This is a genomic window from Streptomyces actinomycinicus (assembly GCF_016741775.1).
Lineage (GTDB): Bacteria > Actinomycetota > Actinomycetes > Streptomycetales > Streptomycetaceae > Streptomyces > Streptomyces actinomycinicus.
Map to the genome: position 1 here is coordinate 81,314 of NZ_JAERRK010000021.1, position 23,747 is coordinate 105,060.

At 73.1% G+C, this 23,747-nt stretch carries 20 protein-coding genes and 1 pseudogene; 12 read left to right on the forward strand and 9 right to left on the reverse strand.

Features of this window, described 5'->3' with window-relative positions:
- Positions 1-18: 18 nt before the first annotated feature.
- The 3 genes from JK359_RS30480 to JK359_RS30490 all read right to left on the reverse strand — a co-directional run bounded on the left by JK359_RS30480 (position 19) and on the right by JK359_RS30490 (position 5,067).
- On the reverse strand, positions 19-1,770 hold the full coding sequence (locus JK359_RS30480; RefSeq protein WP_201842448.1) for a sulfite exporter TauE/SafE family protein: 1,752 nt from the start codon (positions 1,768-1,770) through the stop codon (positions 19-21).
- Entirely contained in the window at positions 1,767-3,437 is a 1,671-nt protein-coding gene (locus JK359_RS30485; RefSeq protein WP_236678679.1) for a tetratricopeptide repeat protein, read from the reverse strand. The genes JK359_RS30480 and JK359_RS30485 overlap by 4 nt, the downstream gene beginning before the upstream one ends.
- 88 nt (positions 3,438-3,525) lie before the next feature.
- Complete coding sequence (locus JK359_RS30490; protein ID WP_201842450.1) at positions 3,526-5,067, reverse strand: DUF4331 domain-containing protein; 1,542 nt, start codon at positions 5,065-5,067, stop codon at positions 3,526-3,528.
- Between the two features lie 208 nt (positions 5,068-5,275).
- On the opposite strand from JK359_RS30490, the gene JK359_RS30495 reads away from it, so the two are divergent.
- From JK359_RS30495 to JK359_RS30505, 3 genes are all read left to right on the forward strand, one after another.
- The gene (locus tag JK359_RS30495; RefSeq protein ID WP_201842452.1) at positions 5,276-5,818 is read left to right on the forward strand and encodes a sigma-70 family RNA polymerase sigma factor; all 543 of its coding nucleotides are present in this window, start codon (positions 5,276-5,278) and stop codon (positions 5,816-5,818) included.
- On the forward strand, positions 5,815-6,657 hold the full coding sequence (locus JK359_RS30500) for an anti-sigma factor (RefSeq protein WP_201842454.1): 843 nt from the start codon (positions 5,815-5,817) through the stop codon (positions 6,655-6,657). The genes JK359_RS30495 and JK359_RS30500 overlap by 4 nt, the downstream gene beginning before the upstream one ends.
- Positions 6,658-6,783: 126 nt before the next feature.
- Entirely contained in the window at positions 6,784-7,053 is a 270-nt protein-coding gene (locus JK359_RS30505) for a hypothetical protein (protein ID WP_201842456.1), read from the forward strand.
- Between the two features lie 74 nt (positions 7,054-7,127).
- On the opposite strand, the gene JK359_RS30510 is transcribed toward JK359_RS30505, so the two are convergent.
- The 3 genes from JK359_RS30510 to JK359_RS30520 are packed head-to-tail and all read right to left on the reverse strand — an operon-like array spanning position 7,128 to position 10,136.
- Complete coding sequence (locus tag JK359_RS30510; RefSeq protein ID WP_372445506.1) at positions 7,128-8,357, reverse strand: CaiB/BaiF CoA transferase family protein; 1,230 nt, start codon at positions 8,355-8,357, stop codon at positions 7,128-7,130.
- A gap of 46 nt (positions 8,358-8,403) precedes the next feature.
- The gene (locus tag JK359_RS30515; protein ID WP_201842457.1) at positions 8,404-9,183 is read right to left on the reverse strand and encodes an ABC transporter permease; all 780 of its coding nucleotides are present in this window, start codon (positions 9,181-9,183) and stop codon (positions 8,404-8,406) included.
- Positions 9,180-10,136, reverse strand: a complete 957-nt coding sequence (locus JK359_RS30520) for an ATP-binding cassette domain-containing protein (RefSeq protein ID WP_201842460.1) — start codon at positions 10,134-10,136, stop codon at positions 9,180-9,182. Before JK359_RS30520 ends, JK359_RS30515 begins: the two co-directional genes overlap by 4 nt.
- Positions 10,137-10,200: 64 nt before the next feature.
- Here JK359_RS30520 and JK359_RS30525 point away from each other — a divergent pair, with 64 nt between their 5' ends.
- Entirely contained in the window at positions 10,201-10,923 is a 723-nt protein-coding gene (locus JK359_RS30525) for a TetR/AcrR family transcriptional regulator (RefSeq protein WP_201842462.1), read from the forward strand.
- A gap of 37 nt (positions 10,924-10,960) precedes the next feature.
- Here JK359_RS30525 and JK359_RS30530 read toward each other — a convergent pair whose 3' ends face one another.
- The 3 genes from JK359_RS30530 to hmgA are packed head-to-tail and all read right to left on the reverse strand — an operon-like array spanning position 10,961 to position 14,270.
- Entirely contained in the window at positions 10,961-12,115 is a 1,155-nt protein-coding gene (locus JK359_RS30530) for a type ISP restriction/modification enzyme (RefSeq protein ID WP_201842464.1), read from the reverse strand.
- A 25-nt stretch (positions 12,116-12,140) separates the two neighbouring features.
- Positions 12,141-12,890, reverse strand: coding sequence for a GntR family transcriptional regulator (locus JK359_RS30535; protein WP_201842466.1), 750 nt, complete (start codon positions 12,888-12,890; stop codon positions 12,141-12,143).
- A 45-nt stretch (positions 12,891-12,935) separates the two neighbouring features.
- On the reverse strand, positions 12,936-14,270 hold the full coding sequence (gene hmgA, locus JK359_RS30540; protein WP_201842468.1) for a homogentisate 1,2-dioxygenase: 1,335 nt from the start codon (positions 14,268-14,270) through the stop codon (positions 12,936-12,938).
- Positions 14,271-14,424: 154 nt separating this feature from the next.
- On the opposite strand from hmgA, the gene JK359_RS30545 reads away from it, so the two are divergent.
- The 8 genes and pseudogenes from JK359_RS30545 (at position 14,425) to JK359_RS30580 (ending at position 23,741) form a co-directional block, all read left to right on the forward strand.
- Positions 14,425-14,934, forward strand: coding sequence for a hypothetical protein (locus tag JK359_RS30545; RefSeq protein ID WP_201842470.1), 510 nt, complete (start codon positions 14,425-14,427; stop codon positions 14,932-14,934).
- Between the two features lie 79 nt (positions 14,935-15,013).
- A complete protein-coding gene (locus JK359_RS30550; RefSeq protein ID WP_201842472.1) occupies positions 15,014-15,670 on the forward strand; it encodes a TetR/AcrR family transcriptional regulator in 657 nt (218 codons plus the stop codon).
- Positions 15,671-15,793: 123 nt separating this feature from the next.
- Positions 15,794-18,025: a molybdopterin oxidoreductase family protein gene (locus JK359_RS30555; RefSeq protein WP_201842474.1), complete on the forward strand. Its 2,232-nt coding sequence runs from the start codon at positions 15,794-15,796 to the stop codon at positions 18,023-18,025.
- A gap of 124 nt (positions 18,026-18,149) precedes the next feature.
- Positions 18,150-19,598 carry a CitMHS family transporter gene (locus JK359_RS30560; protein WP_201842476.1) on the forward strand — a complete coding sequence of 483 codons (1,449 nt, stop codon included), beginning with the start codon at positions 18,150-18,152 and terminating at the stop codon, positions 19,596-19,598.
- 23 nt (positions 19,599-19,621) lie between these two features.
- Positions 19,622-20,601: pseudogene (locus JK359_RS30565) on the forward strand (MFS transporter); the annotation flags it as partial.
- Positions 20,602-20,806: 205 nt separating this feature from the next.
- On the forward strand, positions 20,807-21,493 hold the full coding sequence (locus JK359_RS30570; RefSeq protein ID WP_201842478.1) for a hypothetical protein: 687 nt from the start codon (positions 20,807-20,809) through the stop codon (positions 21,491-21,493).
- A complete protein-coding gene (locus JK359_RS30575) occupies positions 21,480-22,208 on the forward strand; it encodes a class F sortase (protein ID WP_201842479.1) in 729 nt (242 codons plus the stop codon). The genes JK359_RS30570 and JK359_RS30575 overlap by 14 nt, the downstream gene beginning before the upstream one ends.
- A 144-nt stretch (positions 22,209-22,352) precedes the next feature.
- On the forward strand, positions 22,353-23,741 hold the full coding sequence (locus JK359_RS30580) for an aldehyde dehydrogenase family protein (RefSeq protein WP_201842481.1): 1,389 nt from the start codon (positions 22,353-22,355) through the stop codon (positions 23,739-23,741).
- Positions 23,742-23,747: the final 6 nt, after the last annotated feature.

The following is a 23,747-nucleotide window of genomic DNA, read 5'->3' on the forward strand; positions in this document are numbered from 1 at the left end:
ATTCTCCACAAAAGTAGCTCAGCCCAGCGCGGATGCGGCCCCCTTGAGCACCAATCCGGTACCCAGCGCGACGACGACGAGCGCGGACACCAGCGGCAGGGTCCGGCGCACCAGGGCTGCCATCGGGTGCGCGGTCCAGCGCGGGCGCCGCTCCAGCACCCGTGCCGCACCCGAACCCAGCCGTACGACGGCGAAACCGGCCGCCGTGAGTGTCAGCGCGAGCCCCGCTCCGTAGGCGGTGACCAGCAGCAGCCCGAACCACGCCTTGCCGAGCGCGGCGGCACCGACCAGCACGACCACCGCGGACGGACTGGGCACCAGCCCACCGGCGAACCCGAGCAGGATCGTGCCGCGGACTGTGGGCGCGACGGGGTGGGTGTGGGTGTACCCACCGTGGCTGTGGGTGTGGCCTCCATGGGTGTGGCCCCCATGGGTGTGGCCTCCATGAGTGTGGCTCCCATGGCTGTGATCGCCGCTGTGGGTGTGCTCCCCCTGGCCGTGACGGTCGCTGTGGCTGTGGCTGTCGTCCTGGTGGTGAGTGTGGCTGCGGCTGGCGTCGTGGTCGTGGGTGTGGCTGTCGTCGCGGTCGTGGTCGTGCTCGTGGTGGTGATGGTGGTCGGAGCCCTGGCCGGCGGAGCCGTCCGCGCCGACCACGGCCAACTGCCGCTGCCTGACCTCCTCGTGCGGGTGCGGGTGCGGGTGAATACGTGCATGGGCGTGTGAGTGGGGGTGCGCGGGGCCCTGTGCCCGGAGGTGCCAGGCCCGGCGGAGCAGGGTGACACCCGCCGCCAGCACCAGGGCGCCACTGGCCAGGCCGAGCCAGGCGATCACCGTCGGCGTGGCGGCGGAACCGGCCGTGACCAGCAGGCCCAGGGCGACCACGCCGAGGGTGTGGGTCACGGTGACCGACGCGGCCAGCGGCAGCACGTCCCGGAGCCGCGCGCGGCCCCCACGAGCCGCTGCCGTGGCGGCCATCAGGGTCTTGCCGTGGCCCGGCGCGAGCGCGTGCATCGCACCCAGCGCGACCGCGATGAGCAGGGCGAGGGCCGCGAAGCCGATGGTGAGGTCCTGCCGGGCCACCAGGTCGTCCAGGGCTCGGGTCCAGCGGTCGGCACCGCGGGGGAGCACCCCGGCACCCGGGGCGGCCTGCGCCGCCACGTCGTCGGCGAGGGCGGGACCGCCGGTCCGTACCCGCAGCGATGCCGTGCTCGTGTCGGCGGGCGAGGACAGCAGGTCCTTGGGATAGGCGGTGAGTTCCCGCGACACCGACGTCTTCGGCACGTCCGTCGCGGTGAGCGTCATCCGGTCGCCCCGCGCGGTGATCTCCCGCCAGCCGGGCCCACCGGCGGCGCCCGCGCCGTGGAAGCCGAGGGTGACGGTGCCGCCGCGGGGCAGTGGCGCGGTCAGCCGGCACACCACACGCAGGGTGTGCAGCCCGGCCTGGCCGGGACGCAGGTGCGCGCTGCTGCGGGCGGCCGTCAGCGTGGTCGTACGGCCGTCGACGGTGAGCCTGCTGCCCGTGGCGGCCCGCGTGCACCGCTGTTCGGCCCACGCGGTCGGTCCCAGCCGCTCGAACTCGGGCTCGACCTGCGTGGCCGGGATCTCGGCCAGGTCCTCCACGTGGTCGATGCGGAGCTGCCCGGGAGCGGCGACGAGGCCGTCGTAGCGGTTGACCGTGAAGTTCCCCAGGGGGTGGGCGCCCGCGGTGCCGGCCGGCAGGAGCGCGAGGCCGCACGCGGCGAGGAGGACGCACAGCAGACGTGGCTTCACTTGGTCTCCTCCAGCGCCTTGCGGGCCTGCGCGGCGCCCAGCGGGGAGAAGCCGGGGTTCAGCTTCAGGGCCGAGGCCAGCGAGGCGCGGCCGGCCGCACGGTGGCCGGTGGCCAGTTCGACGACTCCGCGGTGGTAGCGGAAGACGGCGTTGCGGTAGCCGGTCTCGGTGGCCCGGCGGGCGTACGGCAGGGCCTCGTCGTCGTGGCCGTTGACGTGCAGTGCCCAGGCGAGGGCGTCCGCGGTGTGCACCGTGTGCCGGCGTGCCCACTCGGCGCGGGCCGCGCGCAGGGCGGCCGCCTTGTCACCGTGGTCGGCGGCGGCCAGCGCGGTGTCCAGGTCGGCGTTGACGCCGTTGGCGCGGGCCAGCCCGGTCCAGGCGTCGACGAGCGCGTACTGCCGGCGGGCGCGCGCCCGGTCGCCGGCCGCGCCCCGGGCCTCGTACAGCTCGCCCAGTTCGACGAGCGGGCCGGGCAGCGGGGAGCGGGCGACCAGCGCCTCCATGTCCTTGATCGCCGCGGAGCGGTCGCCGTTCGCCGCCCGCGCGCGGGCCCGGCCTTCGAGCGCCGGGAGATAGGCGTCGTCGGCGGCCAGGGCGCGGGCGTAGTAGTGGAGTGCGGTGCTGTAGTCGCCCTGGTTCCAGGCGAGCTGGCCGAGCTGCGTGGCCACGTACGCGGTGTCGCCGGGGGCGGTTGCGGCGGTCAGGGCCTGCTGGAGGACCCGGCGTGCCGTACCGACGTCCCCGCGCAGCTCGTGCACGTACGCGTACCGGGTGAACACCGGCACGCCCGGCTTGCGTGTGTCGGCGGTCCTCGCGGCCTCGGACGCGTCGGTGTACCGGCCGAGTTCGACCAGGGCGTCGACCCGGGAGGACAGGGCGCGCTCGCTGTACGGGTTCTGCCGCAGGGCCGCGTCCGCCTGGGCCAGGGCGCCGGTGAAGTCGTGCCGGGCGGCGGCGAGGGCGGCGCGGCCGGCCAGGGCCTGGTCGTTGTCCGGTGCCAGCGACAGGGACCGGCGCAGCGCCTGCTCCGCCTGCGGGTACCGGGAGGGATCGGCCCTGGTGCGCGCCTGCTCCACGTAGGCCAGGCCGAGGGTGGCCCAGCCGCCGGAGTCCTTCGGCTGGGCCCGCAGATGTGTCTGGAGCGCGGCGATGCCCGCGTCCAGGTTCCCGCCGCCCAGGACAGCGGGGTCGACGGCATCGGCGACGACCGGCTCGGACGCCGGCGTCCGCTCCGCACCGAGGGCGAGCGCACCGCCGGTCAGCGCGACCGCCAGCAGGGCGGCGCACCCCAGCATCCGCCCGGCCCGCCGACGCCGTCCGGCGTCCCGCACCCGCCGCACGGCAGCGACCCGCTCGTCGTCGCCGGGTCCGTCGCCCTCGCCCCTGCGGGCGGTTCCGGGTTCGGCGCCGCCGTCGTCATCGTCCCGGGTCAGGCGTTCCCCGGCGGTCCCGCCCGCCGGCGCCGGCACCCCGTCACCGGCGCCTCCGCTCCGCGTGCTCTCCGTGTCCCGGGTGCCCTCCATGTCCTGTGCGTCCTGTGCGTCCTGTGCGTCCTGTGCGTCCTCCGTGTGTCCGGCCGTCCCGGAGGTCTCCGTCACCGGAGCTGAAGGCGGTGCCGTGCTCGGGCTTCGGCCGTCGTTCTCGTCGTCCTGCGTGCGCGGGCCCATGCCCTCTCCTCCGTCGGTCGTGTGGGAGGCGCGGCCCGCCGTGGGGGAGGGGGAAAACGGGCCGCGCCGGTCTCGAGGGGTGCGCGTGTCAGTACGCGCGCTGCATGCGCCGGCGCCACCACGCCAGGGCGGTGACGATCAGCAGGATCCCGGCCGCACCGGAGGCCGCGGAGGCGGCGATCAGCACGGTGTCGCCGGAGCCGCCGGAGGAGGAACCGGCCGGCTGCAGGGCGTCACCGAGCTGGCTGCGCACGTCCGCGCCCGCGGTCGTCCCCTTGGCGAGCCGGCCGCGCGAGCCGGCCGTGGGCTCGGCGACGTACGGGAAGTACTTCTCGAACTTCTTGTCGTTCTTGTCGACCGCGTCACCCAGGTCGTTCTTGGAGCCGACCAGTTCGCCCTCGACGACCTGCAGCGCCTCGTCGATCACGTCGTCGCTGAGCCGGCGGCCGTTCGGGAAGCCCGCGTTGTCGCCGTCCAGGACACCGAGCCGCTTGGGATGCATGGCCGGCTTGATCGAGGTGTTCAGCCGCAGCTGCTCCGAAGCCTTCACGTTCGGCGGCTGGTTGAGGCCCTTGACGCCCTTGAGGAACACGTCGACCAGGTCGTTGCGCGGCTCGGCCGGCGCCTTGATCTTGTAGATCCCCTCGATGAGCTTCGGCAGCTCCGGGTTGGTGACGTTCTTCAGGAACTGCGCGTCGTACCAGGGCTGGGACGCGTTGAACTTGTCCTTGTCCTTCTGCGGGTTCACGACCTCGTTGACCAGCGGATTGCCGAGGCGCGAGACCTGGCTGTAGTAGCCCTGCGCGTTGCGGCGCTGGGTGGTGGACCAGATGCCGACGATCGGCTGGTGCGACGACTCGCGGATCAGGTCGTTGGGGACCTGGAGGGCGATCGTGTTGACGTTGTAGCCCTTGAGCGTGTCCCGGCCGACCTCGGTGAGGTTGCCGCCGTACAGCAGGTCGAAGACGCGGAGGTCCAGGAAGAACGGGTCGTCCGCCTGGCCGGCGAAGGTGGCCGCGCCGCCCGCCGTCTTGTGCACCGCCTGCGCCCGCAGTTTGCCGTAGTCCGGCATGGACGCCTTGCCGACGTTCGACGGCGCCACCGGTACGTCGTCGGCGAGCTTGGTCTTCGACATCTCGTGCTGGTTCTTCAGCCGGATGAGGTCGATGTCGTACGTCTGCGTGATGTTGAGGTCCGGGTCGTCCAGGCTGGTGACCGGACCGGTGTTGTAGAGGAACGTGTTGCCGTTCTTGGTGTGGGTCTTGAAGGTGTAGCGGAACACCAACTCGCCCTGTGCGTCCCCGTTGTTGTCGATGTGGAGGTCGTACTGGGCGTCGTCGGCGAACGTGTAGAAGTTGGGGCCGCCCGCCGGCTCCTCGAACGGGATCCAGTTCGCCACGATCGTCGTGGTGTCGGGCTTGTCCGGGCTGACGAACGCGTACAGGTCCGTGTTGTCGTACTGCGGGGTGCCCGAGATCAGCGGGGCCTCCCGGTGGGAGGAGGCGGATGCCGCCCCGGGTTCCAGCGTGGCGACGCCGGCGGCTGCGAGCCCTCCGGCTGCCAGCGCGCCACAGATGAGCGTGACCAGGCCCGTGCGTCCCGTGCCGCTCCTGGAGAAGAGAGGTGTCATGCCGTCCGTCCTCAGTGCCGACTTGCTTTGACGGACGGGTATACGGAGCCGGCACGCGATTCGGATTGGTCGGCGGCAAAAAACTTTTCACCGGCCCGGGACCCGCGTTTTCGGCGCGTTGATCCGTAAGTCCTTGGGGAGGTGTGTCTCGGTGCGGATGCGCGGTGCGCGAGGAAGGGCCGGCTGCGGCCACGGAGAGGGGGCCCGCATGCAGGCGGACGAGCTGCTGCTGCTCGTGGCGGGCGGTGACCAGAGGGCGTTCGAGGAGCTGTACGGGCTGGTCTCCGGGCCGGTCTTCGGACTGGTCCGGCGAGTGGTCCGCGACCCCGCCCAGTCCGAGGAGGTCGCCCAGGAGGTGCTGCTCGAACTGTGGCGCTCCGCCGCCCGGTTCGACCCCGGCCGGGGCAGCGCGCTGTCCTGGATCCTCACCCTCGCCCACCGCCGAGCCGTCGACCGGGTGCGCAGCGCCCGCGCGGCCGGGGAACGCGAGCAGCGGGAGGCGCTGCGCGCCGGGGAACCCGCGTTCGACCAGGTCGCCGAGGAGGTGGAGGCTGGTCTGGAACGCGAGTGGGTGCGTCGCTGCCTGAACCGGCTCACCGCCCTGCAGCGCCAGTCGGTGACCCTCGCCTACTACGACGGCTACACCTACCGCGAGGTGGCCGAGCGGCTCTCGCTGCCGCTCGGCACGGTCAAGACGCGCATGCGCGACGGACTCACCCGGCTGCGCCAGTGCCTGGGAGGCACCGCATGAGCATCCTCGGCAAGCTGCTGCGCCGGGAGGACCTGCACTCCCTCGCCGCGCCCTACGCGCTCGACGCCCTGGAGCCGGGCGAGCGGCGCCGCTTCGAGAAGCACCTCGCGGGCTGTGACCGCTGCGCCGCCGAGGTACGGGACCTGGCCGAGGACGCCGTACGGCTCGCCTGGTCCGCGGCGGCACCCGCGCCCGCCGCCCTGCGCGACCGGGTGCTGGCCGCGGTACGCACCACCCCGCAGGAGCAGCCGCCGGCCCGCGCCTCCCGGCAGGAACAGGCACCGGCCCGCGAACGCGCCTCCCAGCTGCCCCCGCACGTCTGGGGCGCCCAGCCCCCGCCGGGACGCACCCGTACCCCACGGTCGCGCCCGTTGTTCGCCCCGTTCGCCACCGTCACCGCCGCTGCCGCCCTCGTCGTCGCCTCGCTCTTCGCGGTCCAGGCGCACCGCAGCGAGGACCGGCTCGCGGCCGAGCAGGCCCGCGCACGTGAGATCGCCCACGTTCTGGCCGCTCCGGACGCCCGCGCGGCCGGCAGCGAGGACGCGCGCGGCCGCAGTATCGGAGTAATCGCTTCCGCCTCCGAGCGGGAAGCCGTCGTCACCCTCAGCGGATACGGCACCCCGCCCGGCGGACGCGTACACCAGCTCTGGCTCATGCGCCCCCGCGTGCAACCGCGCTCCCTGGGGCTCTTCCGGGGCGACACGCCCTTGGTCGCGAAGGGCCTCGAGACCTCCTCGACGTCACTCGCCGTAACCGTCGAGCCTGACGGAGGGTCAGCGCAACCTACCGGCCAGCCCATTGTCCAACTCACCCTGAAATCGGTCGGATTCGGAGAGTAGTCAAAGGGGGATGGTCAACCCCCTTATAGGGAAGGTGAATCCTGTGGCCGAGATACACGCATGCCCCGCTGGGGCGATAGGGTTACTCTGCCCGGGCCGGGTGGACTCGTACGGGTGGGGAGTGTCATGGAGCAGATAACAGTGCGCAGCAGGGCCAGGGTCCCTGCGATCACCTGCGGGAGCAGCGCGACCAGTTCGCGCCTCGACCGCCACCTGTCGGTGCTGGCGGGTCCCGCCATACCGCAGCGCGAGACGGTCGAGGCGACCTCGCTGATGCTTGAGCTGACGGCGCGCGACTCCGTGCACCAGCGCAGCGACCGAGGTGCGCGGGTCCGCCGCGTCTCCCTCTTCGCGCCGCTGCGCCGACTGCGCCGTTCGCTGTTCGGCAGTCACTGAGCGGTCCCCGAACCGGCCACTGAGCGGTCCCCGAACCGGCCACCTGAGCGGCCGCCGCTCCGGGGCGCCCGCGCTCAGGCCGCCACACCGTCCCGGCGCAGCGCTGCGATCTCGTCGTCCGTCATCCCCACGGCACGCAGCAGTGCCCCGGTGTGCTGCCCGAGCGCGGGCACGTCACCCATCCGTGCCTCGTCCCCGCCCGGCAGCGTGATGGGGGGCAGCAGCGCCTTCAGCGGCCCGACCGGCGATCCCACCTGACGCCACCGCTCCCGGGCCGTCAGCTGGGGGTGCTCCGCCAGCTCGTGCAGATCGCGCAGCCGCGCACAGGCGATGCCCGCCTTCTCCAGCCGGGCCAGTGCCTCCTCGGCGTCCAGCACCGCCAGTGCCTCCGCGACCAGGGCGTCGGTCCGCTCCCGGCGCGCCACCCGCGCGGCATTCGTCGCATATGCCGGGTCCGTGCCCAACTCCGGGCGGCCCATGACCTGTTCGGCCAGCCGTCGCCACTCCCGGTCGTTCTGCACCGACAGCAGCACCCGCCCGCCGTCCGCCGTCGCATAGGCGTCGTACGGCGCGATCACGGCGTGCGCGAGTCCGGTCCGCGCCGGCGGCTCGCCCCCGTGCATCGCATGGTGCAGCGGATGCCCCATCCACTCGGCGAGCGCCTCCAGCATGGACACCTCCACCGGGCCGCCCCGCCCGGTGGTGCCGCGCCGCACCAGAGCGGCCAGCACCCCCGAGAACGCGTACATCGCCGCCGCGATGTCCGCCGCCGGGATCCCCGCCTTCACCGGCTGCTCCGGCGTCCCGGTCACCGACACCAGCCCCGCCTCGCACTGCACGAGCATGTCGTACGCCCGCTTGTCCGTGTACGGCCCCGAACCGCCGTAGCCCGAGATGTCCACGGCGATCAGCCGCGGGTGCGCGGCGCACAGCGTGGCCGCGTCCAGGCCGAGCCGGGCCGCCGCGCCGTGCGCCAGGTTCTGCACGAACACGTCCGCGTCCGTGACCAGCCGCCGTACGACGTCCAGACCGCGGGGGTCCTTCAGGTCCAGCGCGATGGACTCCTTGCCGCGGTTGCACCACACGAAGTGCGACGCGAGACCGCCGGCCGCCGTGTCGTACCCCCGCGCGAAGTCGCCGCCGTCGATCCGCTCCACCTTGACGACCCGGGCGCCCAGGTCGGCGAGCTGCCGGGTCGCGAAGGGCGCGGACACGGCCTGTTCGACGGCGACGACGGTGAGTCCCGCCAGGGGGAGGGGCTGCTGCAGGGGCTGGTCCATCGGTGGGTCCATCGGCTGATCCATGACCGGATCATGGCCCCTGAGCGGCGGCTCTGTCAGCAGTGCGGCATCACTCGGCTCGCGCGTACCTGCGCACGGCGAGCGGCAGGAACACCGCGATCAGGGCGAGGCTCCAGGCGAGCGACCCGGCGACGGGATGGGCCACCGGCCAGGCCGCGCCCGCGGGCACGGGCGCGTTGCCGAACAGGTCGCGCAGGGCGGTCGTCACCGCGCTGATCGGATTCCACTCGGCGAGCGTGCGCAGCCAGCCGGGCAGGTTGTCGGTCGGGATGTACGCGTCGGACAGCAGCGGCAGCACGAAGGAGGACGCGCCCAGCTGGCCCGCGGCCTCCTCGCTGCGGGTCAGCAGGCCCAGCCAGATCCCGGCGCAGGTGCAGGCGAACCGGAAGAGCAGCAGCAGCCCCACGGCCGCCACCGCACCGGCCGCGGACCCGTCGACCCGCCAGCCCACCGCGAGCCCGGTCACCAGCAGCGGCACGGTTCCGGCGGTCGTGACCACGAGGTCCGCGACGGCCTGTCCGAGCGGTACCGCGGCCCTGCTCACCGGCATCGTGCGGAACCGGTCCATGACGCCGCGGTGGGTGTCCTGGGCGGCCTGGAACATGCCGGTCATCAGGCCTCCGGCGGCCGTCGCGACGAGCAGACCCGGCACGAGGAACGAACGGTACTCACGGCCGGGCATCGCCAGTGCGCTGCCGAACACGTAGCCGAAGAACAGCAGCAGGTTGACCGGCATCATCTGGGTCAGGACGGCCAGACCGGGGTTGTTGCGGACCCGGCGCAGCTGCCGGCCCGTCATCGCCAGCCCGTCGGGCACCAACATGCTCATGCCACCAGCTCCTTGCTGTCGGTGGTCTCCCCGGTGAGCCGCAGGAAGACGTCGTCGAGGGTGGGCGGCCGGATGCTCGCGTCCAGCAACGGCACACCGGCCGCGTCCAGTTCGCGCACCAGCCGGGGAAGGGTCAGGGTCGGGTCGGTGCTGACCGCGCCGACGGCGTTCCGCTCGCGGTCGGACACCGGCTCCCTGCCCGTCAGCCGGTCGAGCACGGCCGCGGCCCGCGGCATCGCCTCGGCGTCCGCGACCACCGCCTCCGCGTACGACCCGATGAGGGCCTTGAGCCCGGCGGGCGAACCGGTGTGGGCGATCCGGCCCCGGTCCACCAGGGCGATGTCGTCGGCGAGCCGGTCGGCCTCCTCCAGGTACTGCGTGGTCAACAGCACGGTCGTGCCGTCCGTCTTCAGCTCGTGCACGGCCTGCCAGATGCGGGCGCGGCTGGCCGGGTCGAGTCCGGTGGTCGGCTCGTCCAGGAAGAGCACGTCGGGCCGCCGCAGCAGGCTCGCCGCCAGGTCCAGGCGGCGGCGCATGCCGCCCGAGTACGTCGCCGCCCTGCGGTCCGCGGCCTCGGCCAGGCCGAAGCGCTCCAGCAGTTCGTCGGCCCGGGCGGCCGGTCCCCGCACCCGGTGCAGCCGGGCGAACAGCCGCAGGTTCTCCCGGCCGGTGAGGTCCCCGTCGACCGAGGCGTACTGCCCGGTGACCCCTATCCGGCTCCGCACGGCCGCCGCCTCCCGGACGAGGTCGTGCCCGGCGACCCGGGCCGAACCCCCGTCCGGCCGCAGCAGCGTGGTCAGCAGTCGCACCGCCGTCGTCTTGCCCGCCCCGTTCGGCCCGAGCAGCCCGCAGACCGTGCCCTCGGCGACGGCCAGATCCAGCCCGCGCAGGGCGTGCACGGTGCCGAAGCGCTTCTCCAGCCCCTCACTAAGTACAGCGTACGTAGAAGACATGTGCTGACCATAGCGCACTACGTACGTCGTACGTAACTACGATGGTGAACCGAGGTGATGACCGATGACCGTCCGAGGGGCCGTCCCCGCAGTGATCTGGGCGCGCCCCGAGCGCACGGGCCGGGGCCCGAAACCGGCCTACACGCGCGACGACATCGCCGCCGCGGCCGTCCGGATCGCCGACGCGCAGGGGCTCGACGCGGTGTCGATGCGGCACGTCGCCGCCGAGCTGGGCTGCGGCACCATGTCGCTGTACAACTACGTCCCCCGCAAGGAGGACCTGTACGAGCTGATGGTCGACGCGGTCAGCGCCGAGCACGAGCTGTGGGAGCCGAACGGCGACTGGCGGGCCGACATGCTCCGGGTGGCCCACCAGACGCGCGCACTCATGCACCGGCACCCGTGGGTACCGCGGCTGATGTCACCGGTGTACGGCTTCAGTCCGCACGCCCTGCGCTATCTGGAGCACTGCCTGGCCTGTCTGGACCCGTTGCAGGCGGCCTACGGCACCAAGCTGGAGCTGGTCGCGATGCTCAACGGCGTGGTGACGACCTATGTCCGCAACGAACTCGACACCGCCGAGCGGGTGCGCGCCCTGCCCTGGTCGGAGGACGAGGAGAACGCGGTGCGGATCGCGTATCTCGCAGGACAGATCGCATCGGGGGCGTATCCGCGGATGGCGGCGGCGTTCACCGAGGACGCGGGTCCGGTCGATCTGGAGGCGGTCTTCGAGCGGGCGCTGGATCGCGTGCTGGACGCGTTCACGCCGCGCGGGCCCGGGGGATGACCCGCGGCGGGTGACTCCGGGGTTGCCGCAGGACCGGCTAGAGCAGGGCGAACTGGCCGTCCGGGCCCTCCTCGTGGTGGTCGAGGACCGAGGCGGGGCGGCGGGACGGTTCCGACGGCGGAAGGACGCCCGCCCGTCCCAGATCGGTCGCCGAGACCGTTGCCCGCACTTCCAAGCCGGCCCGCAGTGGCCGGAGTTCCGCCAGCAGGGCCAGCACCGTGATCAGCTCCAGCAGCTCCGACGTCCAGCCCTGCGGCCAGAGCGCGGGACGGATCGCGGCCAGGGTGCCGGGCTCGGCCGGGTCGGTGCGGACGGCGAACCAGGTCTCCAGGACCCGGGTTCCGGCCAGCTCGAAGTCCCACGCCTCCGGCGGGACGGGGGAGATGCGGCCCTCGTCGAGGTGCAGGGTCTCCTCGTCGCGGTCGTAGGAGAGGGTGACGGGGCGGCTGGGCAGGGGGGCGCGGACGTACGGGCGGCGGCCGCCCGGCAGCTTGGGGCGGTCGCCGTCGCGGCGCATCAGCCACAGCATGCGGCGGCCCAGGTCCACCCCCGCCGACCACAGGCCGGGGTCGTCCGTCAGCGGGACGGTCAGGTCCGGGCGGACCGCCGCCAGGATCCAGGCCAGCACGTCCGGGGCCGTGGGGCGGGCGCCCAGCCGGACGCCCAGGTGGTCCAGCAGGCCCGGGGCCAGGTTGGGTTCGCTGCCGCCGGGGCGCCGGTACAGCGGGCGGATGCGGCCGGTGCGCACGGTGGGCAGGAGTGACGTCGCCAGCAGCGGGGTGTCCTCGGCGCCCGTCTCCACCGTGAACACCTGGAGGGGGTCCGCCACCCGCCACAACTCCGGGCGGGCCGTGTCGATCAGCCGGTGGTCCGGGATCAGCCACTGCTCGTCGAAGGGCGCGGCCAGGACCCGGACGGGCTCCGCACAGGCGCCCTCCGCGCGGGCCAGCCGTCCCGTGCCGCCGGCCCCGCCGGGCAGCTGGCCCACGGCCGAGGTCAGCGTGCGGGCCCGGGTCGGCTCGAACAGGGCCTCCCGGTCCGGGCCATCGGCCTTCAGCAGGGCGTCCCACCGGGCCCTCAGCGAGGCCGGATCGGGCCCCTGCGGCCAGGCGCGGCCCGGCCGCAGCGGTGCGACGGACCACGGCATGAGGTCCGCCAGCGGCGGAGCGTCGTCGTGCGTCACGCAGGGCATGGTACGGCCTGACCGCCACTCGCCATCAGGTCGCCTCGAGAGTGACGGTGAACGAGAAGCGGTCGCCCCGGTAGTGGATGACCGCCACGTCCAGCACCCGGCCGTCGGCGTCGTACGTCACTCCCGTGTAGTGCAGGATCGGGCTCAGCAGCGGGACGCGCAGCAGCCGCGAGGTCTCCGGGTCGGCGAGGCGGGCCTCCACGGTGTCCGTGATGCGGCCGATGTCCGCCTTCACGATGTCCCGGAGCACCTTGGTCATCGGCCAGCGGACCAGGTCGTCCGGGTCGATGCGCGCGGCCAGTTCGGGCCGCACGTGGTTGACGGCGTGGTTGGTCGGCTCGCCGGTCTTCGCGTCGCTGCGCAGCCGGTGGTACGTCGCCACCTCCGGCACGTCCGGGAAGTACTCGGCGAGCCCCGGCGGCACCGGCACGCGCCCCTGGTCCAGCAATTCGGCCGTCATGCCCGACTGCTGGGCCACGATCGCGTCCACCGAGCCCAGCAGCCGCACCGGCGCCCCGCGCCGGACACCGGGCTCGATGAACGTGCCGCGCCGCCGGTGCCGGCTGATCAGCCCCTCGTCCTCCAGCTCCTTCAGCGCCTGCCGCATGGTCAGCACGCTCACGCCGTAGTGCTCCGCGAGCTGTTCCTCGGTGGGCAGGCGCAGCGGGTCCTCGGGCGAGCGGCCGAGTATCGAGGCACGCAGCGACTGCGACACCTGGTACCAGAGCGGCAGCTTGCGGTTCAGGACGATCGAGTCCGGGGCGAATGAGGTCACGCGGCTATCCGTACCTGTCGGAGAACGTTCGGCGCAACGCGCGCGTCACACCCGGAAGTGCCGTTCCAGGCCCTGCCACACGTCGTCGTAGCGCTGCTGCAGGTGTCCGGCCCCGGCCGCCTGCGGGGTCAGGATCACCGGCCAGCGGGTCTCGAACATGAAGGCCAGGCCGTCGTCGATCTTCTGCGGCTTCAGCTCGGCCGCACCGGCCCGGTCGAAGGTCTCCCGGTCCGGGCCGTGCGCCGACATCATGTTGTGCAGCGAGCCGCCACCGGGCACGAAGCCCTCGGCCTTGGCGTCGTACGCACCCTCGATCAGGCCCATGTACTCGCTCATCACGTTCCGGTGGAAGTACGGCGGCCGGAAGGTGTCCTCGCCCACCAGCCAGCGCGGTGCGAAGACCACGAAGTCCACGCCCGCCAGGCCCGGTGTGTTCGAAGGCGAGGTCAGCACCGTGAAGATGGACGGGTCCGGGTGGTCGTACGAGATGCTGCCGATCACATTGAAACGGCGCAGGTCGTAGACGTACGGCACATGGTTTCCGTGCCAGGCGACCACGTCCAGGGGAGTGTGGTCGTAAGTCGCCGTCCAGAGGTTGCCGCAGAACTTGTTCACCACCTCCACCGGACCCTCGGCGTCCTCGTACGCGGCGACGGGGGCGCGGAAGTCACGCGCGTTGGCCAGCCCGTTGGCGCCGATGGGGCCGAGGTCGGGCAGCTGGAACGGCGCCCCGTAGTTCTCGCAGACGTAGCCGCGAGCCGTCGGGCTCTGCCCGCCGTCCGGTGCGGTGTCCAGCAGTTCCACCCGGAAGCGCACCCCGCGCGGGATCAGCGCCACATGTGCCGGCTCCACATGAAGCCGGCCGAACTCGGTATGCAGCAGCAGGCCGCCCCGCTCCGGCACGATCAGCAGTTCCCCGTCGGCGTTCGAGAACACCCGCTCCATCGAGGCGTTGGCGTGGTACAGGTGAACGGCCATGCCGGTGCGCTGGGTCGCGTCGCCGTTGCCGCCCAGCGTCCACAGGCCGGCGAGGAAGTCGGTGCCCGGCGCGGGGTCCGGCAGCGGGTTCCAGCGCAGCCGGTTGGGGTCGGGCACCGTCTCGGTGAAGGGGGCCGTGCGCAGCGCGCCGTTGTCGGTGCGGGTGAACGCGGGGTGCGCGGCCGACGGGCGGATCCGGTAGAGCCAGGAACGGCGGTTGTGCGCCCGCGGCTCGGTGAAGGCCGAGCCGCTCAGCTGCTCCGCGTACAGGCCGAGCGGCGCGCGCTGCGGCGAGTTGCGGCCCTCGGGCAGGGCGCCCGGCACCGCCTCGGAGGCGTGCTCGTTGCCGAACCCGGTGAGATACGTCAGCCCCTCGGCGGTCTTCCTGGCGTCCCCGCTCATGATCGCTCCCTTTGCGCTCCCGATTCCTATGCATCACCGTAGGAATGGATGGAGGGCTGCGCAAGAGGGCTGCCCGTCCTCCCTCCCAGGGAGGACGGGAACCAGACTTCAGGGGGATACGGGGGGAGGGGGCGTTGTCCTACGCTCCTGATCCATGTCGTGGACGAAGTGGAGGCGTGGACGGCTCGCCGCGCTCGTGGTGTGTGTCCTGCTGCCGCTCGGCGCGGCGGCCTGTGCGACCGGGGAGGCGCACGGGGGCACGGTCTCGTCCTCGCCGGTGGGAGAGGTGCTGGACGACACCGACGAGACGGGCCGGAACCTGCGTGAGATGACCAAGGCGGACGCGCCCGAGGTCGGCATAGAGGTGACCCCGGCCGCCGGGAGCGGCTGGGACGTGCGGCTGGCCTTCCGCCGCTTCCGCTGCTCGGCGCCCGGCGCCCAGCCGGCGGCCGTCCGCGGCAGGGGACTCGTCTCCCTCTTCGTCGACGGCCACCGGGTCGCCCGGCTGCGCACGCCGGCGTACCACCTGGCCGCCGGCGTCGTCCCGCACGGCACCCACCACGTCACCGCGCGGCTGTACGCCGACGACGGCACGGTGTGGGCCGTGCACGGCAAGCCGGTCGAGAGCACCGCCGACGTCACGGTGTCGGACGCGCAGCCGTAGACCGCCGCCGGGTGAGTGCAACGACCACCGTTCTTCGTACTGTGGGGCGAGGTTCACCTGACACCGGCGGAAAGGCATCATGAAGCCCGTGCCCCACGCGACATCCCTCCGTCGTGCGCCCGTCCAGCGGCGCAGCGCCGAACGGCTGACCAGGATCCTGGACGCCTGCGCCGAACTCCTCGACGAGGTCGGCTACGACGCCCTGAGCACGCGCGCGGTCGCCCAGCGCGCAGGAGTGCCCATCGGCTCGGTCTACCGCTTCTTCGGCAACAAACGGCAGATGGCCGACGCCCTCGCCCAGCGCAACCTGGAGCGGTACGTGGAGCGCGTCACCGAGCGGCTGCGGCAGGCGGGCGGCGACCACCCCGGCGGCCGGCCGGGCGGGGCCGGGAACGCGGGGGACTGGCGGGCCGCCATGGACGCGGTGCTGGACGAGTACCTGGCGATGAAACGCACCGCTCCCGGTTTCTCCCTGGTCGACTTCGGCAACCAGATACCGGTCGGCGCGCGGAACGGCGAGCCCAACACCCGGGTCGCCGACCGGCTCACCGACCTGCTCTCCGGAGTCCTCACCCGCACCCCGGACGAGGGTCTGCGCCGGGTCTTCCTGGTCGCCGTGGAGAGCGCCGACACCCTCGTCCAACTTGCCTTCCGGCTCGACCCGCAGGGCGACGAAGCCGTCATCACCGAGACCCGCGAGCTGCTGCGGGCGTATCTGGGGCGCGTGCTCGACTGAGCCGGGCGCCGGCATTCCCGAACTGTTCGGCTCCGGGACTCCCCGCCGTGCATACCGGTCGGTATGCTCACCGCGAGCCTGTCCGTGCTCGGGCGACCCGCCGCCGACCCCTCGGGAGGACCCGTGTCCCGCACCGCCCTGCGAATCTGCCCCCTGTGCGAGGCCACCTGCGGGCTGACCCTCACCATCGAGGGCACCCGCGTCACCGGCGCCCGCGGCGACCGTGACGACGTCTTCAGCAAAGGCTTCATCTGTCCCAAGGGTGCCTCCTTCGGTGCCGTCGACGGCGACCCCGACCGGCTGCGCACCCCGCTCGTCCGCCGGGACGGCGCACTGCGCGAGGCCACCTGGGAGGAGGCCTTCGACGCGGTCGCCGCCGGACTGCGCCCGGTCGTGGAGGAGCACGGCCCGGACGCCGTCGGTGTGGTCCTCGGCAACCCCAACGTGCACACCATGGCCGGCGCCCTCTATCCGTCCGTCCTGCTCGGCGCCCTGCGCACCCGTAGCCTGTTCACCGCGTCCACGGTCGACCAGATGCCCAAGCACGTCTCCAGCGGACTGCTGTTCGGCGACCCGAACGCCATCCCGGTGCCGGACCTGGACCACACCGACCATCTGCTCCTCATCGGCGCCAACCCCCTGGAGTCCAACGGCAGTCTGTGCACCGCCCCCGACTTCCCCGGCAAGCTCAAGGCCCTCAAGGCCCGCGGCGGCCGGCTCACCGTCGTGGACCCGCGCCGCACCCGCACCGCCAAGCTCGCCGACCGGCACCTGGCGATACGGCCCGGCACCGATGCCCTGCTGCTCGCGGCGATGGCCCACACCCTCTTCGCGGAGGACCTGGCCGACCTCGGGCAGCTGGCCCCGCACGTCGAAGGCCTCGACGAACTCCGCGGCGCCCTCGCCGACTTCAGCCCCGAGGCCGTGGCCCCCGCATGCGATCTGGACGCCGGTGTCGTCCGTGCCCTCGCCCGGGAACTCGCCGCGGCCCCCACCGCCGCCGTCTACGCCCGCATCGGCAGCTGCACCGTCCCGCACGGCACCCTGGCGAGCTGGCTGGTCGACGTCCTGAACATCCTCACCGGCAACCTGGACCGCCCCGGCGGCGCCCTCTTCCCGCGGGCCGCCACCGACAGGACGCCCCGCCCGGCCGGCCCCGGCCGCGGCTTCGCGCTCGGCCGCTGGCACTCCCGGGTCGGCAGGCACCCGGAGGCCAAGGGCGAGCTGCCGCTCTCCGCGCTCGCCGAAGAGATCGACACCGCGACCGAGGAGGGCACGCCGGTCCGTGCGCTGATCGCCGTCGCCGCCAACCCCGTGCTCTCCGCGCCCGACGGCGACCGGCTCGACAAGGCCCTGGGCTCCCTGGACTTCATGGTCAGCGTCGACCCCTACCTGAACGAGACCTCGCGCCACGCCCATGTCGTACTGCCCCCGCCGCCGCCCTCCCAGAGCCCGCACCACGACTTCGCCTTCAACACCCTCGCCGTGCGCAACCAGGTCCGCTACACCCGCCCCGCGGTCCCGCTGGAGCCCGGCCGCATGGCGGAGAGCGAGATCCTCGCCCGGCTGATCCTCGCCGCCGCCGGCATGCACGGCGCCGACCCGGGGGCCGTCGACACGATGGTCGTCGACCAGACCCTCGGCAAGGCCGTCCAGGACGAGCACTCGCCGGTGCACGGCCGCGACCCGCGCGACCTCGCCGCCCTGCTCACCGGCGACACCGGCCCCGAACGGCGGCTCGACCTGATGCTGCGCCTCGGCCCGTACGGCGACGGCTTCGGCGCCCGGCCCGACGGGCTGACCCTGGAGAAGCTGCTCGCCCACCCGCACGGCATCGACCTCGGACCGCTGCGCCCCCGCCTGCCGCAGCCGCTCAAGACCCGCAGCGGCAAGGTGGAGCTGCTGCCCGAGCCGATCGCCGCCGACCTGCCCCGGCTGCGCCGGGCGCTGGCCGAGCGGCCCGAGGGCCTCGTCCTCGTCGGCCGCCGCCATCTGCGCTCCAACAACAGCTGGATGCACAACGTGCCCGCCCTCACCGGCGGCAGCAACCGCTGCACCCTGCACATCCATCCGGACGACGCGGCCCGCATCGGCGTCCTGGACGGAGCGGCCGTACGCGTCAAGGGCGCCGGGGGAGAGGTGGTGGCCCCGGCCGAGGTCACCGACGGCGTCCGGCCCGGAGTGGTGAGCCTGCCGCACGGCTGGGGACACGACCGGCCCGGCACCCGGCTCAGCCATGCCACGGCCGACCCCGGCGTCAACGTCAACCAGCTGCTCGACGGCAGCCTGCTCGACCCGCTCTCCGGCAACGCGGTGCTCAACGGCATCCCCGTCGAACTCGTCGCACTGCCGTGACCAGGACTTTTGCGCTTATTGCTCGTACGTCAACCACTTGTTAACGCCGTTTGAACGGACCTAACGTCATCGCACCGCCGACCCCCAGGTGGGATGTTCAAGGGCGAACGTTAGGTATCCATTCATGCTGACCATCCTCGGCTTCGCCATGATCGCGACCTTCCTGGTCCTGATCATGCTGAAGAAGATGTCGCCGATCGCGGCGCTCGTGCTCATACCCGCGCTGTTCTGCGTGTTCGTGGGCAAGGGCGCCAAGCTCGGCGACTACGTCATCGACGGCGTCACCGGCCTCGCCCCCACCGCGGCGATGCTCATGTTCGCGATCGTCTACTTCGGTGTGATGATCGACGTGGGCCTCTTCGACCCGGTCGTACGGGGCATCCTGAGGTTCTGCAAGGCCGATCCGCTGCGCATCGTCGTCGGTACGGCGGTCCTCGCCGGGATCGTCTCCCTGGACGGCGACGGCTCCACCACTTTCATGATCACCGTCTCGGCGATGTACCCGCTGTACAAGCGTCTGAAGATGTCCCTGGTGGTGATGACCGGCGTGGCCGCGATGGCCAACGGCGTGATGAACACGCTGCCGTGGGGCGGCCCCACCGCCCGGGCCGCCACCGCGCTGAAGGTCGACGCCGGCGACATCTTCGTGCCGATGATCCCCGCCCTCGCCGTGGGCCTGCTGTTCGTCCTCGCCCTCGCCTACGTCCTCGGCCGCCGCGAGCGCAAGCGGCTCGGCGTGCTCACGCTGGACGAGGTGCTGGTCGAGGAGCAGGAGACGGTCCTGGTCGGTGCCGGTTCCGGCACGGAGACCGGGCAGGCAGGCGGCTCCGGGCAGGCAGGCGGCTCCGGGCAGGCCGGCGGCTCCGGGCAGGCCGGCGGCTCCCGTGCGGGCGTGGAGCTTCCCGGCGAGGGCGAGGGCGAGGACGAGGGCTTCCGGGTCCTGGACCCCGACCGGCCCACCCTGCGCCCCGGCCTGTACTGGTTCAACGCGCTGCTCACGGCCGTCCTGCTCACCGCCATGATCATGGAGTGGCTGCCGATCCCGGTGCTGTTCCTGCTCGGCGCGGCCCTCGCCCTGACCGTCAACTTCCCGCACATGCCGGACCAGAAGGCCCGCATCGCCGCTCACGCCGAGAACGTCCTCAACGTGTCCGGCATGGTGTTCGCCGCCGCCGTCTTCACCGGCGTCCTGCAGGGCACCGGCATGGTGGACCACATGGCCACGTGGCTGGTCGGCAACGTACCCGACGGCATGGGCCCGCACATGGCCCTCGTCACCGGCGTACTGAGCATCCCGCTCACCTACTTCATGTCCAACGACGGCTTCTACTTCGGCGTCCTGCCGGTGCTCGCCGAGGCGGGTCACGCACACGGCGTCTCCTCGCTGGAGATCGCCCGCGCCTCGATCGTCGGCCAGCCGCTGCACATGTCCAGCCCGCTCGTCCCGGCCGTCTACGTCCTGGTCGGCATGGCCCGGGTCGAGTTCGGCGACCACACCCGGTTCGTCGTCAAGTGGGCCGCGCTCACCTCGCTCGTGGTCCTCGGCGCGGGACTCCTTTTCGGCATCATCTGAACACATCGGGAAGGACTCGCCCCATGGCGCCCGGTGGGAACCGCGGCTGGCTGCTCCGCCTCGTCATCGCCTTCGGCTTCGCGCAGGGGGCGGTGTCGATGGCCCGGCCCGCCGTCTCCTACCGGGCCCTCGCGCTGGGCGCCGACGAACGGGCGGTCGGTGTCATCGCCGGCGTCTACGCCCTGCTGCCGCTCTTCGCCGCCGTACCGCTGGGCCGCCGCACCGACCACGGCCGCTGCGCACCCCTGCTCCCGGCGGGCGTGGTCCTGATAGCCGGCGGCTGCGTCCTCAGCGGAGCCGTGAACTCCCTGTGGGCGACGGCCCTGTGGAGCGGGGTCATGGGTGTCGGCCATCTCTGCTTCGTGATCGGCGCCCAGTCACTGGTGGCCCGGCGGTCCGCCCCGCACGAACAGGACCGCAACTTCGGCCACTTCACCATCGGCGCCTCCCTGGGCCAGCTCGCCGGGCCCGCCGCTGCGGGCGCCCTCATCGGCGGCCCCGGCATGGGGCGCAGCAGCGTCCTCGCCCTCGTCGTGGCGGGCGCCGGTGCGGCGGCCTCGTTCACCGCGCTGTGGCGCATCGAGGACGGTAGGCCGCCGGCTCCCGCCCGCGGCACGGCGAACCGGTGCCGGTGGCCGCCACCCTGCGGGCCCGGGGCGTGCCCGCGGGGATGCTGATCAGCCTGTCGGTGCTGTCCGCGACCGACATCCTCACCGCCTACCTGCCGGTGGTCGGCGCGCACCGGGGCATCGCCCCCTCGGTGATCGGCGTGCTGCTCAGCCTCCGGGCCGGCGCCACCATCGCCTGCCGGCTCGTCCTCACCCCGCTGCTCCGGCTGCTCGGGCGGCCCGCGCTGCTCACCGCGACCTGTCTCCTCGCGGCCGTGCTGTGCGCGGGGGTCGCGCTGCCGGTGCCGGTGTGGGCCCTGGCGGTGATCCTCACGGCCCTCAGCTTCTGCCTCGGCGTGGGCCAGCCGCTGTCGATGAACGTCCCGGCACGAGCCTGAACGTCCCCGGCGCGACCCCGAACGACCCCGGCATGAGCCCGACCGGGTGGCGCGGGAGCGGCCCGGGCGCTCCGGATTGCGCCGCACGGGCGATCTCTGACGGCGCGTCGGGCGTCGGTGCCGCACGGCGCGCGGTGTATGACGCAGAGTCCAGGCGAAAGAGCGATTTGTATGAAAATCGTCTGAACTCGGAGGATTGCGCATGCCCACCCTGACACTCCCACGTGCCGTCGGCTCCCGCGCGGGCGCCACAGTCGTTCTCACCGCCCTCGCCGCGGCGGGCGCGTCATGGGTGGCAGCGCCGAGCGCGGTTGCCCAGGGCGAGAACGGCGACATCCGGATCCACAACGCGCGTTCGACCAACCCGCCGTCGTTCGTCGGCTCGGCGAAGGACGATCCGGTGGTCTGCAAGTTCTTCCTGGAGGCCGTCAACTTCGACACGTTGACCACGATCGCGTACACCATCACGCCGCAGCCCCCGCTGCCGACGGCTGCCACGGTGACGGGCATCATCCAGCTCGCCGGCGGGGCGGGGCACACCGACCCGCTGGGCCTGGCGGACGGGCAGTACAAGATCAGCTGGACGGTGGGGGCGCCTCCCGCCCTGAAGGAGAAGGTCTTCCGCGTCAACTGCCACGACGGCAAGCTGAACGGCGAGCACGGCCCGGACGGGCAGATCGCCGACCACCAGCAGCAGAACGACGGCGCCTGGGGCCAGGGCGGCGACCACGACGGCCCCAAGGGCGGTGTGCACGCGGGCGGCGGCGGCCTCATCGACACCGCGGCCGCCTACGCACCGGTGGCCGGCGCGGCCGCCGTGGGTCTGGTGGCCCTCGGTGGAGTGGTGTACGTCCGCAAGGCCCGCCGGCGGCCCCATGGTGTCGCGTAGGTACCGACGCAGGCCCTGGCACCGGACCCGCGCCTACCGCCTCGCCAGGACGGCCCTGCTCGTGGTCGTCCTGGTGACGGTGGTGCGGTGCGGCGGGCACGGCGGACCGGCGGCGCCGGACCGGCCGGGCGGCCCGGACGCGGTGGCGGCCCACGGCGGGAGCGCCGCCCGGGCCGACGGACGAGGCGCCGGCCGGGAGGGCTCCGAGACCTCCGGCCCCACGTCCTCCGCCCCTCCGGCGCCGCCGCCCCGGCCGCTGCCCCGGTCCCGGCCGACATCCTTCCGCGTGGCCTCCCTGGGGATCGACGCCCCGGTCACGCCCCTCCGGCTCGACGGGAACCGGCAGTTGGAGTCGCCGCCCGTAGAAGCCCCCAGACTGGTCGGCTGGTACGAGGGCGGCCCCACGCCGGGCGAGCCGGGCACCGCGATCGCCGTCGGTCACCGCGACACCAGGGTCGGTCCCGCCGTGTTCGCCGGCCTCGCCCAGGTCAAGCCCGGCAAGCCCGTCGAGGTACGGCGCGCGGACGGCCGTACCGCCGTCTACACCGTGGACCGGGTGAAGGTCTTCGACAAGGCCGGCTTCCCCGACAAGGAGGTGTACGGCTCCAGCGGGCGCCCGGAGCTGCGGGTGATCACCTGTGGGGGCCTCTTCAGCCGGCGCACGGGCTACACCAGCAACGTGGTGGTCTTCGCCCACTTCTCCGCCGTGAAGTGACCGGCGGGCCGGCCGGTGTCCGCACCGGTCGGCCCGTTCGCCATGATGTCCCGGAACGTCTGCGGCTCAGGACCGTCTGGCGCACGAAAACTATCGCCGCTAGTTTGTGTGCCGGACGACGCAGACCCGCCGGGAGGAAGCACCATGAAGGCACACGACGGCCTGTACATCGACGGCGCCTGGCGCTCCGCCGAGAGCCCGGACGTGATCGAGGTCGTGAACCCCGCCGACGAGCAGATCATCGGCCGGGTCCCCGCGGCCGGCCCCCTCGACGTGGACACCGCCGTACGCGCCGCGCGTGCCGCCCTGCCCGCCTGGTCCGCCACGCCCCCGGCCGAGCGCGCCGCCCGCCTGACCGCCCTCCGGGACGCTCTCGCCGCCCGCAAGGACGAGATCGCCGAGACGGTCACCGCCGAACTCGGCTCGCCCCTGGGATTCTCCCAGGCCGTGCACGCCGGCGTGCCGATCGGGGTCGCGGGCTCCTACGCCGACCTGGCCGCGGCCCACCCCTTCGAGGAGAAGGTCGGCAACTCCACCGTCCTGCACGAGCCGATCGGCGTGGTCGGCGCCATCACCCCCTGGAACTACCCCCTCCACCAGATCGTCGCCAAGGTCGCCCCGGCACTCGCCGCCGGCTGCACGGTCGTCCTCAAGCCCGCCGAGGACACCCCGCTCACCGCCCAGCTGTTCGCCGAGGCGGTCCACGAGGCCGGTGTGCCCGCGGGCGTGTTCAACCTGGTCACCGGGCTCGGCCCGGTCGCCGGACAGGCCCTCGCCGAACACCCCGGCGTCGACCTGGTCTCCTTCACCGGCTCCACCGCGGTCGGCCGGCAGATCGGCGCGGTGGCCGGCGCGGCCGTGAAGAAGGTCGCCCTCGAACTCGGCGGCAAGTCCGCCAACGTCATCCTGCCGGACGCCGACCTCGCCAAGGCCGTCAACGTGGGTGTCGCCAACGTCATGTCCAACTCCGGCCAGACGTGCAGCGCCTGGACCCGCATGCTGGTCCACCGCGACCGGTACGAGAAGGCCGTCGAACTGGCCGCCGGCGCCGCTGCCAAGTACGGCGACCGCATCGGCCCGGTGGTCAGCGCCAGGCAGCAGGCGAGGGTGCGCGGATACATCGAGAAGGGCATCGCCGAGGGCGCCCGGCTGGTCGCGGGCGGCCCCGAGTCCCCGCGCGAGAAGGGCTACTTCGTCAGCCCGACCGTCTTCGCGGACGTCACCCCGGAGATGACGATCGCCCAGGAGGAGATCTTCGGTCCGGTCCTGTCGATCCTGCCCTACGACGACGAGGAGGACGCCCTGCGCATCGCCAACGGCACGGTGTACGGCCTCGCGGGTGCCGTCTGGGCCGCGGACGAGGCCGCGGCCGTGGCCTTCGCCCGCCGCATGGACACCGGCCAGGTGGACATCAACGGGGGCCGGTTCAACCCCCTCGCGCCCTTCGGCGGTTACAAGCAGTCCGGAGTCGGCCGGGAACTCGGCAGCCACGGACTCGCCGAGTACCTGCAGACCAAGTCCCTCCAGTTCTGAGGAGTC

Coding starts and splice junctions, on each gene's coding strand:
- JK359_RS30515 (WP_201842457.1), bottom strand. CDS start 9,183: ATGAGCATGTTGGTGCCCGACGGGCTGGCGATGACGGGCCGGCAGCTG.
- JK359_RS30490 (WP_201842450.1), bottom strand. CDS start 5,067: ATGACACCTCTCTTCTCCAGGAGCGGCACGGGACGCACGGGCCTGGTC.
- JK359_RS30510 (WP_372445506.1), bottom strand. CDS start 8,357: ATGGATCAGCCGATGGACCCACCGATGGACCAGCCCCTGCAGCAGCCC.
- hmgA (WP_201842468.1), bottom strand. CDS start 14,270: ATGAGCGGGGACGCCAGGAAGACCGCCGAGGGGCTGACGTATCTCACC.
- JK359_RS30495 (WP_201842452.1), top strand. CDS start 5,276: ATGCAGGCGGACGAGCTGCTGCTGCTCGTGGCGGGCGGTGACCAGAGG.
- JK359_RS30570 (WP_201842478.1), top strand. CDS start 20,807: ATGCCCACCCTGACACTCCCACGTGCCGTCGGCTCCCGCGCGGGCGCC.
- JK359_RS30545 (WP_201842470.1), top strand. CDS start 14,425: ATGTCGTGGACGAAGTGGAGGCGTGGACGGCTCGCCGCGCTCGTGGTG.
- JK359_RS30505 (WP_201842456.1), top strand. CDS start 6,784: ATGGAGCAGATAACAGTGCGCAGCAGGGCCAGGGTCCCTGCGATCACC.
- JK359_RS30485 (WP_236678679.1), bottom strand. CDS start 3,437: ATGGGCCCGCGCACGCAGGACGACGAGAACGACGGCCGAAGCCCGAGC.
- JK359_RS30560 (WP_201842476.1), top strand. CDS start 18,150: ATGCTGACCATCCTCGGCTTCGCCATGATCGCGACCTTCCTGGTCCTG.
- JK359_RS30500 (WP_201842454.1), top strand. CDS start 5,815: ATGAGCATCCTCGGCAAGCTGCTGCGCCGGGAGGACCTGCACTCCCTC.
- JK359_RS30580 (WP_201842481.1), top strand. CDS start 22,353: ATGAAGGCACACGACGGCCTGTACATCGACGGCGCCTGGCGCTCCGCC.
- JK359_RS30550 (WP_201842472.1), top strand. CDS start 15,014: ATGAAGCCCGTGCCCCACGCGACATCCCTCCGTCGTGCGCCCGTCCAG.
- JK359_RS30525 (WP_201842462.1), top strand. CDS start 10,201: ATGACCGTCCGAGGGGCCGTCCCCGCAGTGATCTGGGCGCGCCCCGAG.
- JK359_RS30575 (WP_201842479.1), top strand. CDS start 21,480: ATGGTGTCGCGTAGGTACCGACGCAGGCCCTGGCACCGGACCCGCGCC.
- JK359_RS30530 (WP_201842464.1), bottom strand. CDS start 12,115: ATGCCCTGCGTGACGCACGACGACGCTCCGCCGCTGGCGGACCTCATG.
- JK359_RS30520 (WP_201842460.1), bottom strand. CDS start 10,136: ATGTCTTCTACGTACGCTGTACTTAGTGAGGGGCTGGAGAAGCGCTTC.